The sequence below is a fragment of the Roseomonas sp. AR75 genome (assembly GCF_005222815.1).
Classification (GTDB): domain Bacteria; phylum Pseudomonadota; class Alphaproteobacteria; order Acetobacterales; family Acetobacteraceae; genus Falsiroseomonas.
Map to the genome: position 1 here is coordinate 1,133,733 of NZ_STGB01000004.1, position 13,407 is coordinate 1,147,139.

Consider the following 13,407-nt stretch of genomic DNA (forward strand, 5'->3'; position numbering starts at 1 on the left):
CCTCCAAGGGCAAGAATGCATGGAGTGACGGAATGGATCTGGAGCTTGCGGGGCGGCGTGCCCTGCTTCTGGGCAGCAGCCGCGGCATCGGCCTTGCCTGCGCGCAGCGCCTTGCGCGCGAAGGCTGCGCCGTCGCGATCCATGGGCGGGATGGCGCGGCGATCGCCGCGGCTTGCGATGCGATACGCGATGCCGGCGCGGCGGCCGTGCACGGCTTCGCCGCCAACCTCGCCGAGCCCGACGCCGTGACGCGCCTCGCGGAGGAGGCGCTTGCGGCGCTTGGCGGTCTCGAGATCCTTGTCGTCAACACCGGTCACCTGCCCTATGGCGGCTTCGCATCGCATGGCGATACGGCCTGGCATGACGCCTTCGACCTGGTGGTGATGAGTGCGGTGCGCGTGGTGCGCGCCTGCCTGCCCGCGCTGCGCACGGCGCAGGGTGCGGCCATCGTCTTCATCGGCTCCGCCAGCACGCGCGAGCCGCGGCTGCATCTTCTGTCCAACACCATGCGGGCCGCGGTGGCCGGGCTGGCGAAGACGCTGGCGCAGGAGTACGCGGGCGACGGCATCCGCGTGAACACGGTCGCGCCGGGCTACATCGCCAGCGGCCGCATCGCCGACCGTCTCGCCGCCATGACCGCGGAGGGAACGCCGCTGCCTGATGCCGAGCGCAGCATCGCCGGCGGCCCGCTGCCGCTCGGTCGCCTTGGCCGCACGCAGGAGATCGCCGATCTCGTCGCGATGCTCGCCAGTCCGCGCGCCGGCTACGTCACCGGGGCGACGCTGACCGCCGACGGCGGGCTCAACCGTGCGCTGTTCTGATTCCGGCTTGCGGTGTGGCACGCCGCGTGAAAGCCTGACAGCCGATTGAGACGGGAGACGACGATGCACTCCATCGCCCCACGCCGCACGCTGCTTCTCGGCATGGCCGCCGCCCTTGCCGCACCGCGCTTGGCGCAGGCCCAGGATGCGCGGATCCGCTTCGTGCTGAACTTCGCCTATGACGGCAGCACCGCGCCCTTCCTGTATGCGGAGAGCAAGGGCTACTTCCGCGAGCAAGGCATCGAGACGCAGATCGATTCCTCGGCAGGATCGGGCGATGCGATCACCCGCGTGGCATCCGGTGCCTATCAGATGGGCATCGGCGACATGGCCACGCTGGTGGAATTCGCGGCACGTCATGGCGAGACCGCGCCGAAGGCGGTGATGGTCATCCTGAACCGCTCGCCTTCCGCGGTGATCAGCCTGAAGGCTGCCGGGATTGCCAAGCCCACGGACCTGCATGGCAAGACGGTGGCCGGCGGCGCAGCCGATGCGCCATCCCGCCTGTTCCCGGCCTTCATGCAGATCAATGGCGTCGATGCCGCGCAGGTGACGCGCCGGCAGGTCACGCCGCAGTTGCGCGACACCATGCTGCTGACGCGGCAGGTGGACGCCGTCAGCGGCTTCGACAGCACAGTCTGGTTCAACCTCAAGGCCCGCGGCACGCGCTTCGAGGATGTGAACATCATGTACTATGTCGACTACGGCCTGGATTCCTATGCGAACTCCATCCTCGCCTCGCCGGCGCTGCTGCGCGACAATCCGGATGTGGTGCGCCGCTTCCTGCGTGCGGCCGCTCGCGGCTGGCGGGAGGCGATCGCAAACCCCGCGGAGGCGGTGAAGGCATTGCAGCGCGTGCAGCCGCTGGCTGACCTGGCCCTGGAAGCGGAGCGCCTGGACTGGGTCGGCCGGAACCAGGTGCTGTCCGCCGACACGCGCGCGCGCGGGATCGGCGACGCGACGCCGGAGCGGCTAGAAGCGACCATCCGCAACACCTCCAACGGCTTCGGCCTCGCGCGGACGCCGACCGTCGCGGAGATCTATGACGGCCGCTTCATTCCGCCGCAGGCTGAGCGGATGCCGCTGCGCTGATCTTCGCTACCTCCGCGCGCCGCTTCAGCCACCAGGCATAGCTGCGCGGCATCAGGTCCAGCGGGTTGCCGGCACCGAGTTCGGCGGCGGCATGAACGGGCCAGTTCGGGTTCCACATGAACTCGCGCGCCAGCGCCACCAGGTCGCAACGCCCCTCGGCGATGTAGCCGTTGGCTTGATGCGCTTCGGTGATCAGCCCGACAGCCATCGTCGAAATGCCGCTCTGGGCGCGAATGCGCTCAGCGAAGGGCACGTGGTAGCCGGGCACACGCGGCACCAAATGCAGCGTCAGCGGCCCCTCGATGCCGCCGGAGGAGCAGTCCAGCACATCCACCCCGCGCGTCTTCAGCTCGCGCGCCAGCACGATGGTATCGTCCAGCGACCAGCCGCCGAGCGCGCCGTCCACGCACGAGGCACGGAAGAACAGCGGGCGGTCGGCAGGCCAGGCGCCGCGCACCGCCTCCGTCAGCTCCAGCCCGAAGCGCATGCGTCCGGCGAGGTCGCCGCCATAGGCGTCGGTCCGCTTGTTGGTGATGGGCGAGAGGAATTGCTGGATGACATAGCCATGCGCGCCGTGGATCTCCAGCACGTCGAATCCGGCATCGAGGGTGCGTTGCGCGGCCTCCACATGCAGCGCGATGACGCGCCGGATGTCGTCGGCATCCATCTCCTTCGGCACCATCGCACCGTTCCGGAAGGGGATCGGGCTGGGTGCGATGCCCGCCCAGGGCGGCCGACCCTTCGCCGCATCCTCCTCGCCCAGCGGGGCGAAGCCGTCCCAAGGCGCGCGCGTGGCGACCTTGCGACCAGCATGGCCGAGTTGCATCGCGGCATGCGCACCCTGGCCATGGATGAAATCCGTGATGCGCCGCCAGGCCTTCGCCTGCGCATCGGTGTAGATGCCGGGGCAGTCATAGGTCTTGCGGCTCTTCTCGCTGACCGAGGTCTCCTCGCAGAACACCAGCGCCGCGCCGCCCATCGCGAACTTGCCGAGATGCACCAGGTGCCAGTCCGTCGGCGCGCCTTCCACCGAGCAGTATTGCGACATGGGCGAGACGACGATGCGGTTGCGCAGCGTCAGGCCGCGGATTTCGTACGGGGTGAACAGGGGCGCCATCGGCGCCGCGCCGGCTGCGTCGTCCATGGTGGTCTCCGTGGGGTCGCCGCAGGATCGCGCGGATCGCCCCCGTCGCCAAGCGGCGCGGGAGTTGCAAGGATGCCAGCGTTCGGATCGGAGGGGATCGCATGAGCGGATCGCTGGCAGGCAAGATCGTCGTCGTGCTCGGTGGCGACATGCGGATGCTGGAGCATGTCAACGGCGCCATCGCCGATGGCGCGACGGTGCGCCACCATGGCTGCGTGCCGCAGGCCGCCGGCATCAACGGCGCCGCCGCCTGCGCGACGCCGGCCGAGGCGCTGGCGGGCGCGCATATCGTCTCCTGCCCGATCCCTGGCGTCGGCGTGGACGGTGCGCTTTACGCGCCGCACGCCCCGGCGCCGATCCGACTGACGCCGGATCTGCTGCGCCATCTCGCGCCGGGCGCCGTGATCTTCTCCGGCCCGATGCCCGCGGAAATGGAGCACTGGGCGGAAGAGGCCGGCGTGAAGACGCTCGACTATTCCGAGGACGACCCGCTTTCCATCCTGCACGCCATCCCCACGGCCGAGGGCGCGATCAAGGTCGCCGTCGAGCATACCGCCGAGACGATCTGCGGGATGAAGACGCTCTGCATCGGCTACGGCCGGGTCGGCGTCAGCGTCGCAGCGGCGTTCCAGGCGATGAACGCCCGCGTCACGCTGGCGGCCCGCAACCCCGTCCAGCTCGCGCGCGCGGAATCGATGGGTCTCGACACAGTGCACACCGACCGCCTGGCCGAGATCGCGGGCGAGTACGACCTGATCGTGTCGTCGCCCACGGCTAAGCTTGTCACGCGCGCAGTGCTGGCCGCGGTGCGGCCCGACGCACTGGTGATCGACCTCCGCTCGCCGCCGGGCAGCGTGGATCACGACGCCGGCAAGGAACTCGGTCGGCGCGTCGTCTGGGCCCGTGCGCAGGCCGGCACGGCGCCGCGCACCGCGGGCCGCAACGAGTGGCGCGTGCTGACGCGGCTGTGGAGGGAGATGCAGGCGTAGCGCCGACCCCCACCGGTCAGGGCAGGCGCGGCGCGGTGGCCAGGCGTTGCAGCGGAGCGCGCCGCGCCGTCGCCAGCCGTTCCAGCGAGAGATACACGACGGGCGTGGTGTAGAGCGTCAGCACCTGCGACAGCAGCATCCCGCCGATGATCGTCACGCCGAGCGGGATGCGCAATTCCGCGCCCGCCCCTGTCGCGAAGGCGAGCGGCAGGGCGCCGAACAGCGCGGCAAGCGTGGTCATCAGGATGGGCCGGAAGCGTTCGCGGCAGGCTTCAAGGATCGCCTGCATGCCGCCCGCGCCGCCTGCGCGCTCGTGCTCCAGCGCAAAGTCCACCATCATGATGGCGTTCTTCTTCACGATCCCCATCAGCAGGATGATGCCGATCAGCGCGATCAGCGTGAACGGCAGCCCCGTGGCCAGCAGCGCCAGCAGCGCGCCGATCCCTGCCGTCGGCAGGGTGGAGATGATGGTGATGGGGTGGATCAGGCTTTCGTACAGCACGCCGAGCACGATGTAGATCGCCACCACCGCCGCCAGGATCAGCAGCGGCAGGCCGGACTGGAAGTCGCGGAAGCTGCGCGCGCTGCCCGCGAACTCGCCGCGGATCGTGGCCGGCATCTGGATGTCCAGCACCGCCTTCTCGATCGCCACCGACGCCTCCCCGAGCGAGACGCCCGGCGCCAGGTTGAAGGTGATGGTTGCCGCCGGGAACAGGCCTTGGTGGGTGATTGACCGCGGCGAGATGCCGCGCTCCAGCCGCGCCACGGCACCGAGCGGCACCGGCCCGTCGCGGCCGGGCAGGAAGATGCGATCGAGGTCCTCGGGCTTCTGCGTCAGTGCCGGATCGATCTCCAGCACCACGCGATACTGGTTGCGCGGGCGGTAGATGGTGGAGACCTGCCGCTGCGAGAAGGCGTTGTTCAGTGCCGATCCGATCGCCTGCACCGAGACGCCGAGCCGCGCCGCCGCGTCGCGGTCGATGATCAGGCGCGAGACGAGGCCGGTGCGCTGCTGGTCCGAGGAGACATCCTCCACCTGCGGCACGGTGCGCAACTGCCGCACCAGCGCCTCGCTCCAGGTGAAGAGGTCCTCCACGCTCGGCGAGAGCAGCACGTACTGATAGGACGCGTTGCCTTGCCGGCCTCCGACCACGATGTCGGAGACCGGGCGCATGAAGGTCTGCACGCCGCTGACGCGCGAGAGCGGCGCGCGCAGCCGGTTGATCACGTCATTCGCCGTCACGCCCGGCCGCTTCTCCTGCGGCACCAGCGCGATCTGAAGCCGGACATTGGCGGAGGATCCCCAGAAGCCGCCGCCACCCACCGCCGCGGAGACGTTCTCCACGGCCGGATCGGCACGGATCACCTCCATCACCCGCTGCTGGTAGATGGTCATCTGCTGGAAGGAGGTGTCGGGCTGCGCCTGGGCGGAGCCGAAGATCAGCGCGCTGTCCTGGTCCGGAAAGAAGCCCTTCGGCACCACCGTGTAGAGCCAGACGGTGCAGCCGATCAGCGCGACGGTCAGCGCCAGCATGCTGCGCCGCCAGCGCAGCACCACCGTCAGGCTGCTGATATAGCTCTCGATCAGCCTGTCCATGGCGGCTTCGAAGGCGCGGCCCAGGCGGCCAGGCGGTCGCGGCGCGCGGCTCGCCAGATGCGCGGCCAGCATCGGCGTCACGGTCAGGGACACGACCGCGGAAATGCCGACGGCGATGGACAGTGTCGCCGCGAATTCCCGCAGCATGCGCCCCACAAGCCCGCCCATGAACAATAGCGGGATGAACACGGCGACGAGGGAAAGGCTGATCGACACCACGGTGAATCCGATCTGCCGCGCCCCTTCCAGCGCCGCCTGCATCGGCTTCAGCCCGCGCTCGGTGTAGCGGGCCATGTTCTCGATCATCACGATGGCGTCGTCGATGACGAAGCCCACGGAGATGGTCAGCGCCATCAGCGTGAAGTTGTTCAGTGAGAAGCCGGCCAGCCACATGCAGCCGAGCGTGCCGAGCAGCGACAGCGGCACGGAAACCGAGGCCGCGAAGATCGCGGACTTGCGCCGCAGGAACAGCGCCACCACCAGCACCACCAATACGATGCTGATCAGCAGCGTGTGCTCCACCTCCGCCACGCTGGCGCGGATCGTCTGCGACCGGTCGCGCATGATCGCCACGTCGATGCCCGCGGGCATCCAGCGTTGCAGGTCCGGCAGCAGCGTGCGGATCTGGTCCACCACCTCCAGGACATTCGCATCCGCCTGCTTGAAGACGGTGACGATCACGGCCGGGCGGCCGTTGTAGAGGCCGCTCTGGCGCCGGTCGCGCGGGCCGGCTTCCACCCGCGCCACGCCGTCCAGCCGCACCACGGCGTCGCCGGATTGGCGCACGATGATGGCGCCGAATTCCGCCGGGGTGGTCAGCCGGTCGTTGACCGTGATCGTCGCCGCCTGCTCCGGCCCATCCACGATGCCGGTTGCCTGCGTGACATTCGCCCGCGCGATCGCCGTTCGGATCTGGTCCATCGAGACGCCGGCCGAGGCCGCCGCGGCGGGGTCGACCGAGACGCGGATCGCCGGCTGCTCCGCGCCGGAAAGGCTGACCTGCGCCGTGCCCGGCACCTGCGCGATGCGCGGGGCAAGGATGCTGTCGGCGGCATCATAGATCGCGCCCGGCGCCACCGTGTTGGAGGTAAGCGCCATGATCAGCACCGGCGCATCCGCGGGGTTCAGCTTGCGGAAGGAGGGCGGCGCGGTCAGGCCGGCGGGCAGGTCCGGCCCTGCGGCATTGATCGCCGCCTGCACGTCGCGCGCGGCGGAGGCGATGGAGCGCGAGAGGTCGAACTGCACGATCACATTCGTCGTGCCGAGGCTGGAGGTGGAGGTCATCTCCGTCACGCCGGGAATCTCGCCCAGGCGGCGTTCCAGCGGTGCCGCGACGGAGGAGGCCATGATGATGGGATCGGCGCCCGGTTGGCTCGCCGTGACCGCGATGGTCGGGAAATCCACCTTGGGCAGGGGCGCGACCGGCAGGTTGAAGAAGGCGGTAATGCCCGCCAGCGCCAGCCCGATGGCCAGCAGCGCCGTGCCGATGGGCCGCGCGATGAATGGCCCGGAGATGGACATCGCCTACTCGGCCGCCTGCGGCTGCGGGGCGGGCGGGGCGACCCGCGCGCGCAGGTCTTCCAGCGCCAGGTAGATCACCGGCGTGGTGTAGAGGGTGATCACCTGGCTCAGCAGCAGCCCGCCGATCACGGAAATGCCCAGCGGCAGCCGCAGCTCGCTGCCCGCGCCATGGCCCAGCACCAGCGGCACGGCACCCAGTATCGCGGCAAGCGTCGTCATCATGATCGGGCGGAAGCGCAGCAGGCAGGCTTCGGCGATCGCTTCCCGCGGGGTCATGCCGTGATCACGCTGCGCCTCGATCGCGAAGTCGATCATCATGATCGCGTTCTTCTTCACGATGCCCATCAGCAGCACGATGCCGATCAGCCCCACCACGTTGAGATCCAGCCCGAACAGCTGCAACGCCAGCAGCGCGCCGATGCCGGCGGAGGGCAGGGTGGAGAGGATCGTGATCGGGTGGATCACGCTCTCGTAGAGCACGCCCAGCACGATGTAGATGACGATCACCGCCGCCAGGATGAGCCAGCCCTGGCCGGCCAGCGAGCGCCGGAACTCCGCTGCGTCGCCGCCATAGGTACCGACCATCGTGTCCGGCATGCCGAGGCCGGCTTCGGCCTGCGCGATGGCCTCCATCGCCTCGCCGAGCGAGGTGCCAGGCGCCAGGTTGAAGCTCAGCGTGACGGCCGGGAACTGGTCCTGCCGTGTGACAGTCAGCGGGCCGGAGACGCGCTCGATGGTGGCGAGCTCGGCCAGCGGCACTTGCGCGGCGGACGTCACGCCATTCGCCGTGCTGCTGCTGCCCGGCACGCGCAGGCGGCCGACCATGGCCGGATCGCCGGCCAGCGCGGGATCGATCTCCAGCACCACGCGGTACTGGTTCGCCTGGCCGTAGATGGTGCTGATCTGGCGCTGGCCGAAGGCGCTGTAGAGCGTGTCGTCGATCGCCTGCATCGTCACGCCCAGCCGCGCGGCGCGGCCGCGGTCCACGGTGACGGCAAGGCGAAGCCCGTCCTCGCGCTGGTCGGTCGCGACGTCGCGCAACTCCGGCAGGGAGCGCAGCGTCTCCAGCAGCCGCGGTGCCCAGAGGAGCAGCTCCTGCGCCGAGGAATCCATGATCGTGTACTGGTACTGCGTGCTGGAGGGTCGCGTGCCGATCTGGACGTCCTGCACCGCCTGGGGATAGGCGACGACGCCGGGGATCGCCGCCAGCCTGGGCGCCAGCCTGGCGATCACCGCCTGGGTGTCGTCCAGCCGCTGGTCGCGCGGGCGCAGCACCACGGTCAGGCGGCCGGTGTTCTGCGCCTGATTGATGGTGCCCGCGCCGGCCACCGAAGCGACCGCCGTCACCTCCGGGTCCTCGGCCACCACCTCCGCCACGCGGCGCTGCAACTCCGACATGCGGCGGAAGGAGACATCCTGCGGCGCTTCGGTCGTGATCGCGATCAGGCCGGTGTCCTGCAGCGGCAGGAAGCCCTTCGGGATGGCGACGTACAGCCATATCGTGCCGCCCAGTGTCAGCAGCGCGAGAAGCAGCATCATGCCTTCGCGTCGCAGCGCCCAGCCGAGCGTCACGCCATAGCCGCGCCGCAGCGCCTCGAACGCCGCCTCGAAGGCGCGGTTGATCGCGCCGGGTCTCTCCTCCGCCGCCGGACGCAGCAGATAGGCGCACATCATCGGCGTCAGCGTCAGCGACACCACCATCGAGACCAGCACCGAGACCGACAGCACGATGGCGAATTCGCGGAACAGCCGCCCGACCACGCCTTCCATGAACAGCAGCGGGATGAAGACCGCGATGAGGGAGACGGTCAGCGACACGATGGTGAAGCCGATCTGCTTCGCGCCCTCATAGGCGGCCCGCAGCGGCGGCACGCCCTTCTCCACGAAGCGCACGACGTTCTCGATCATCACGATCGCGTCGTCCACGATGAAGCCCGTGGCGATCACCAGCGCCATCAGCGAGAGGTTGTCGATGGTGAAGCCCGCCACCGCCATGATGCCGAAGGTGCCCATGATCGAGAGCGGCAGCGCGAGGCCGGGGATGATGGTGGCGCGCAGCGTGCGCAGGAACAGGAAGATCACCAGCACCACCAGCACAACCGCGACCACCAGCGTCAGCTGGACCTCGAAGACCGAAGCGCGGATCATCTCGGTGCGATCCGCGACGACGGAAAGTTCCGTGCCGGCGGGCAGCGCGCGTTCCAGCGGCTGAAGCTGCGCGCGCAGCGCGGCGACGGTCGCGACGATGTTCGCGCCGGGCTGGCGCTGGATGTCGAGCAGGATGGCCGGCCTGCCGTTGAACCAGGCCGCGGTCTGGGTGTTCTCCAGGTCCTCCACCGCGGCGCCGACGTCGCGCAACCGCACCGGCGCGCTGCCGCGCCAGGCGATGATCACGTTCTCGAAGGCCTGCGGCGTCGTGATCTGGTCGTTCGCCATGACCGCGGAGGCCTGTTGCGGGCCGTCCACCGATCCCTTCGGCCCGGCGACATTCGCTGCGGCGATCGCGCTGCGCACATCCTCGAGGCCCAGCCCGTAGGAAGCCAGGCGCTGCGGGTCCACCTGCAATCGCACCGCCGGGCGCATGTTGCCCTGCACCGCGACGCGCCCGACGCCGCCGACCTGCGCCAGGCGCTGTGCCAACAGCGTGTCCACGATGTCGGACAGCCGCGCGACGGGCTGCGTTCCGGAGGTCAGCGCCAGCGTCAGGATCGGCGGGTCGGCGGGATTCACCTTCGCGTAGGTCGGAGGGTAGGGCAGCGTCGAAGGCAGCGTGCCGCGCGCCGCATTGATCGCCGCCTGCACGTCCTGCGCCGCATCGTCGATGTCGCGGCCCAGGTTGAACTGCAGCGTGATGCGGGAGACGCCGGGCCCGCTGACCGAGACGATCTCGTTCAGCCCGGCGATCTGCGCGAGCTGACGCTCGAGCGAAGCGGTGATGAGTACCGCCACCGTGTCGGGCGAGGCGCCCGGCAATTGGGTCGTGACCTGGATGGTCGGGAAATCCACTTCCGGCAATGACGATACCGGCAGGCGCAGATAGCCATAGATGCCCGCAAGCAACATCGCGATGGCCAGCAGCGAAGTCGCGACCGGCCGGGCGATGAAGGGCGCGGAGATGTTCATTGCGGCGCCGGTCGCGGCGCAGCGCTGGCCGGTGCCGCGCGCGGCGCGCCATCCGGCGCGGTGCCGGGCGGCGCTGCGTTCGTGGGCGCCGCGGGCGGCGTGCCTTCGGCACCCGGCCTGCGGCGGCGCGGCTGGTTCGTGGATGCCGGCGGCCGCACCGGCTCGGCGAGCAGCACCGGCGCGCCGGGCGTCAGGCGCAGCGCGCCTGAGGTGACCACACGCTCGCCCGGCTGCAGCCCGCGCTGCACCACCGCCTGCGTCCCGGTGGCGAGGCCGAGGATCAGCGGCCGCTGCTCCACCGTGCTGTTCTCCCGCACCACGAAGGCATAGGGGCCGTCCGGCCCGCGCTGTACCGCGACCAGCGGAATGGCGACGACATCGCGCAGCGTGGCGACCTGGAGCTGCACAGTCACGAAAGCGCCCGGCCACAGCCGCTCATCCGCGTTGGGGAAGGTCGCCTTCAGCCGGATCGTGCCGGTCGCCGCATCCACCTGGTTGTCCAGCGTGACGAGCTGGCCGACCGGATCGGGCAGCGGCGTGCTGCCGTCCAGCAGTGGAATCGCCGGCGGCGGCAGCTTCGCCACCACCTGCACCGGCCCCGCCGCGATGGCCTGCTGCACCTGCGCCAGCGCCTGCTGCGGCAGGGTGAAGATCACGCTGATCGGCCGGATCTGCGTGATCGTGACGATGCCGGAGGAGCTGGACTGCACGAGGTTGCCGAGATCCACCTGCCGCAGGCCGATGCGCCCGTCGATCGGCGCGCGGATCACCGTGTAGTCCAGCTGTGCCCGGGCATTGTCGATGGTGGCCTGGTCGTACTGCACCTGCGCTTCCAGCTGCGCCACCGTGGCCCGCTGCGTGTCGAGCGTCTGCTGCGAGGTGCCGTTGATGCGCATCAGCTGCTGGTAGCGCTGAAGGTCGCGCTGCGCATTGGCAAGCTGTGCCTCGCGCTGCGCCTTCGTCGCCACCGCCTGGTCCAGCGAAGCCTGGAAGGTGCGCGGATCGAGGCGAACCAGCACGTCGCCGGTCTTCGCCTCCTGACCTTCGGTGAAGGCGATCTCGGTGATGCGGCCGGTCACCTGCGGGACGACGGTGATGGTGTTGAAGGCCTGCACCGTGCCCAGCGCATCCAGCAGGATCGGCACGTCCGTCACGCTCGCATCCGCCGAGGTCACCGGCACGGCCATGCGCCCGCGCGGCGCACCGGACGGCGTGCTGGCGCTGGTGGAGGCGGGGGGCGGCAGGAAGGGCAGCATCCCGCGCTGCCAGGCGAACCAGCCGCCGGCGCCGAGCAGCAGGATCAGCAGCAGCCAGGGCCACATGCGGCGGCGGCCACGTGGCGGCGCCGTCGGCGTCTCCAGCGTGCGGGGCGCTTCCGTGGGGCGCGGCGGGCGGGGCACGTCGTTCATGTTGCGGGCCTCGTCCGGATCTGGCGCGCGGTGTCCACCGTCCAGCCGCCACCGAGCGCGATGAACAGCGCGGCCGCGGCCTGCAGCCGCGACGTCTGTGCCTGAGCCAGCGCGATGCGCGCGTTGAACAGGCTGGTCTGGGTGTTCAGCAGGGTCAGCAGGTCGATCGTGCCGGCACGGAACTGCGCATCCGCCACCGCAAAGGCGCGCTCGGCGGCCGCCACCCGCGCAGCCTGCAGGGTGACGAGGTCGCGGTCGTTGCGCAAGCCGGAAAGTGCGGTCTCGGTGTCCTGCAGCCCCGCCAGGATGGCGCGCTGATACGTCGCCAGCAGCTCGTCCCGCCGCGCCTGGCTCAGCGAGAGCTGGGCGCGCAGCGATCCGCCGTCGAAGATGGTCTGCGCGACGCTGGCGCCGATGCCGTAGATCGTCGCGCCCGGCCGCAGCAGCGTCTGCAGCGCGATGCTCTGCAGCCCGCCTTCCGCCGTCAGCGTGATGTTCGGGAACATCGCGGCGCGCGCCACCGTCACATCGGCGCTCGCGGAGGCAAGGCTGGCTTCCGCAAGGCGCACATCGGGCCTTCGCGCCAGCACTTCGGCGGGCAGACCCGGTGCGATGTCCGGAACGTCGATCGCCGACAGGCGCTGTGCTGCCACGGTGACCTCGGGCGGCGTCCTGCCCGTCAGGGTCGCCAGGGCGAAGGTATTCGCCTCGATCGCCCGCCGCAGCAGCGGCACCTGACCGCGCTGTTGCGCCACCACGGTCTCCTGCTGCGCCAGGTCGAGCCCCGTCGCGGTTCCCACCGAAAGCCTGCCGCGCAGGATCGCCAGCGTGCGTTCTGCCGCCGCGAGGTTCTGCTGCTGCACGGCGAATTGTTCCTGCGCGCCGAGCAATTCGAAGAGCGTGATCGCCACGGCGGATTGCGTCGCCAGCGCGACCGTGCCGAGGGCATATTCCGCTGCCGCCACGCTATCCCGCGCGGCCTGCTGCTGCGCGGCCAGCCTGCCCCAGAAGTCGACCTGGTAGCTTGCGCTGATGCCGCCGCCATAGCGCGTGCCGGCCTCCGCGGCCGTGCCGGGGTTGGAGGAGGTGCCGCGCGTCCGCGCCACCGAGGCGTCGGCGCCCACGAAGGGCAGAAGCTGCGCCCCGGCGATGCGCAGTGCCGCATCGGCCTGCCGCAGCCGGGCGACGGAGGCCGCCAGGTCCAGATTCCCCGCCATCGCGGCCTGCATCAGCCGGTCGAGCTCCGGCGCGCCGAAGGCCTGCCACCACGCCGGATCGGGGGCCTGCGCTGGGGCCGGTTCGGCCCTTCCCGCGACGAAGCGCGCGGGCGGCGCGATGCCGGATTGCGGCACCTCGATCGGCAAGGCGCAGCCGGTCAGCGGAAGCATCAGGGCCGCGACCATGGACGGGGCGCGGAAGCGTGGCGCGGACGGGCGTGGTGGCGCCGGCAGGCGCATCGGGAAGCGAGACAAGCCTGGGAATACCCCCTTGCTCCCCTAGGTGGGGCATTGCGAAGCGCCCGGCCAGTTTCGAAAGGAAACGAAGAATGGTGGCCCGTGGCGCAGCCGCTTCATGTCGTCGCCGGCGTGTCGAGACGCCGCGCTGCATGCCGGTGCGTGGCGTGCACGGATGCTTTGGGCTTCGGCGACAGGCTTGGCAAGCGCTGCGCGGCTTGCCGCTTGACCATCCCGTCAAGACGTATGAACGTTTG

General features: G+C 70.3%; 8 protein-coding genes. 3 read left to right on the plus strand and 5 right to left on the minus strand.

Annotated elements, in window-relative coordinates; all coding sequences use genetic code 11:
* The first annotated feature begins 32 nt into the window (after positions 1-32).
* Complete coding sequence (locus tag E4T13_RS19405) at positions 33-821, plus strand: SDR family oxidoreductase (protein ID WP_137179909.1); 789 nt, start codon at positions 33-35, stop codon at positions 819-821.
* A gap of 63 nt (positions 822-884) precedes the next feature.
* A complete protein-coding gene (locus E4T13_RS19410; RefSeq protein WP_137179910.1) occupies positions 885-1,913 on the plus strand; it encodes an ABC transporter substrate-binding protein in 1,029 nt (342 codons plus the stop codon).
* On the opposite strand, the gene E4T13_RS19415 is transcribed toward E4T13_RS19410, so the two are convergent.
* The gene (locus E4T13_RS19415; RefSeq protein ID WP_137179911.1) at positions 1,876-3,057 is read right to left on the minus strand and encodes an NADH:flavin oxidoreductase/NADH oxidase; all 1,182 of its coding nucleotides are present in this window, start codon (positions 3,055-3,057) and stop codon (positions 1,876-1,878) included. The genes E4T13_RS19410 and E4T13_RS19415 overlap by 38 nt on opposite strands.
* 101 nt (positions 3,058-3,158) lie before the next feature.
* On the opposite strand from E4T13_RS19415, the gene E4T13_RS19420 reads away from it, so the two are divergent.
* Positions 3,159-4,046 (plus strand): dipicolinate synthase subunit DpsA, encoded by an 888-nt coding sequence (locus E4T13_RS19420; protein ID WP_137179912.1) that lies wholly within the window; start codon positions 3,159-3,161, stop codon positions 4,044-4,046.
* 16 nt (positions 4,047-4,062) lie between these two features.
* On the opposite strand, the gene E4T13_RS19425 is transcribed toward E4T13_RS19420, so the two are convergent.
* Genes E4T13_RS19425 through E4T13_RS19440 form a run of 4 tightly spaced genes read right to left on the minus strand, consistent with a single transcriptional unit; the run spans position 4,063 to position 13,084 of the window.
* Positions 4,063-7,164, minus strand: a complete 3,102-nt coding sequence (locus tag E4T13_RS19425) for an efflux RND transporter permease subunit (RefSeq protein WP_137179913.1) — start codon at positions 7,162-7,164, stop codon at positions 4,063-4,065.
* 3 nt (positions 7,165-7,167) lie between these two features.
* Positions 7,168-10,287: an efflux RND transporter permease subunit gene (locus E4T13_RS19430; protein WP_137179914.1), complete on the minus strand. Its 3,120-nt coding sequence runs from the start codon at positions 10,285-10,287 to the stop codon at positions 7,168-7,170.
* Complete coding sequence (locus tag E4T13_RS19435; protein ID WP_240791201.1) at positions 10,284-11,696, minus strand: efflux RND transporter periplasmic adaptor subunit; 1,413 nt, start codon at positions 11,694-11,696, stop codon at positions 10,284-10,286. The genes E4T13_RS19430 and E4T13_RS19435 overlap by 4 nt, the downstream gene beginning before the upstream one ends.
* Entirely contained in the window at positions 11,693-13,084 is a 1,392-nt protein-coding gene (locus E4T13_RS19440; RefSeq protein ID WP_137179915.1) for an efflux transporter outer membrane subunit, read from the minus strand. Before E4T13_RS19440 ends, E4T13_RS19435 begins: the two co-directional genes overlap by 4 nt.
* Between the last annotated feature and the right edge of the window lie 323 nt (positions 13,085-13,407).

Excerpts from the sequence above, each read along its gene's own strand:
- E4T13_RS19405 (WP_137179909.1), top strand. The coding sequence starts at position 33 with ATGGATCTGGAGCTTGCGGGGCGGCGTGCCCTGCTTCTGGGCAGCAGC.
- E4T13_RS19410 (WP_137179910.1), top strand. The coding sequence starts at position 885 with ATGCACTCCATCGCCCCACGCCGCACGCTGCTTCTCGGCATGGCCGCC.
- E4T13_RS19415 (WP_137179911.1), bottom strand. The coding sequence starts at position 3,057 with ATGGACGACGCAGCCGGCGCGGCGCCGATGGCGCCCCTGTTCACCCCG.
- E4T13_RS19420 (WP_137179912.1), top strand. The coding sequence starts at position 3,159 with ATGAGCGGATCGCTGGCAGGCAAGATCGTCGTCGTGCTCGGTGGCGAC.
- E4T13_RS19425 (WP_137179913.1), bottom strand. The coding sequence starts at position 7,164 with ATGTCCATCTCCGGGCCATTCATCGCGCGGCCCATCGGCACGGCGCTG.
- E4T13_RS19430 (WP_137179914.1), bottom strand. The coding sequence starts at position 10,287 with ATGAACATCTCCGCGCCCTTCATCGCCCGGCCGGTCGCGACTTCGCTG.
- E4T13_RS19435 (WP_240791201.1), bottom strand. The coding sequence starts at position 11,696 with ATGAACGACGTGCCCCGCCCGCCGCGCCCCACGGAAGCGCCCCGCACG.
- E4T13_RS19440 (WP_137179915.1), bottom strand. The coding sequence starts at position 13,084 with ATGCTTCCGCTGACCGGCTGCGCCTTGCCGATCGAGGTGCCGCAATCC.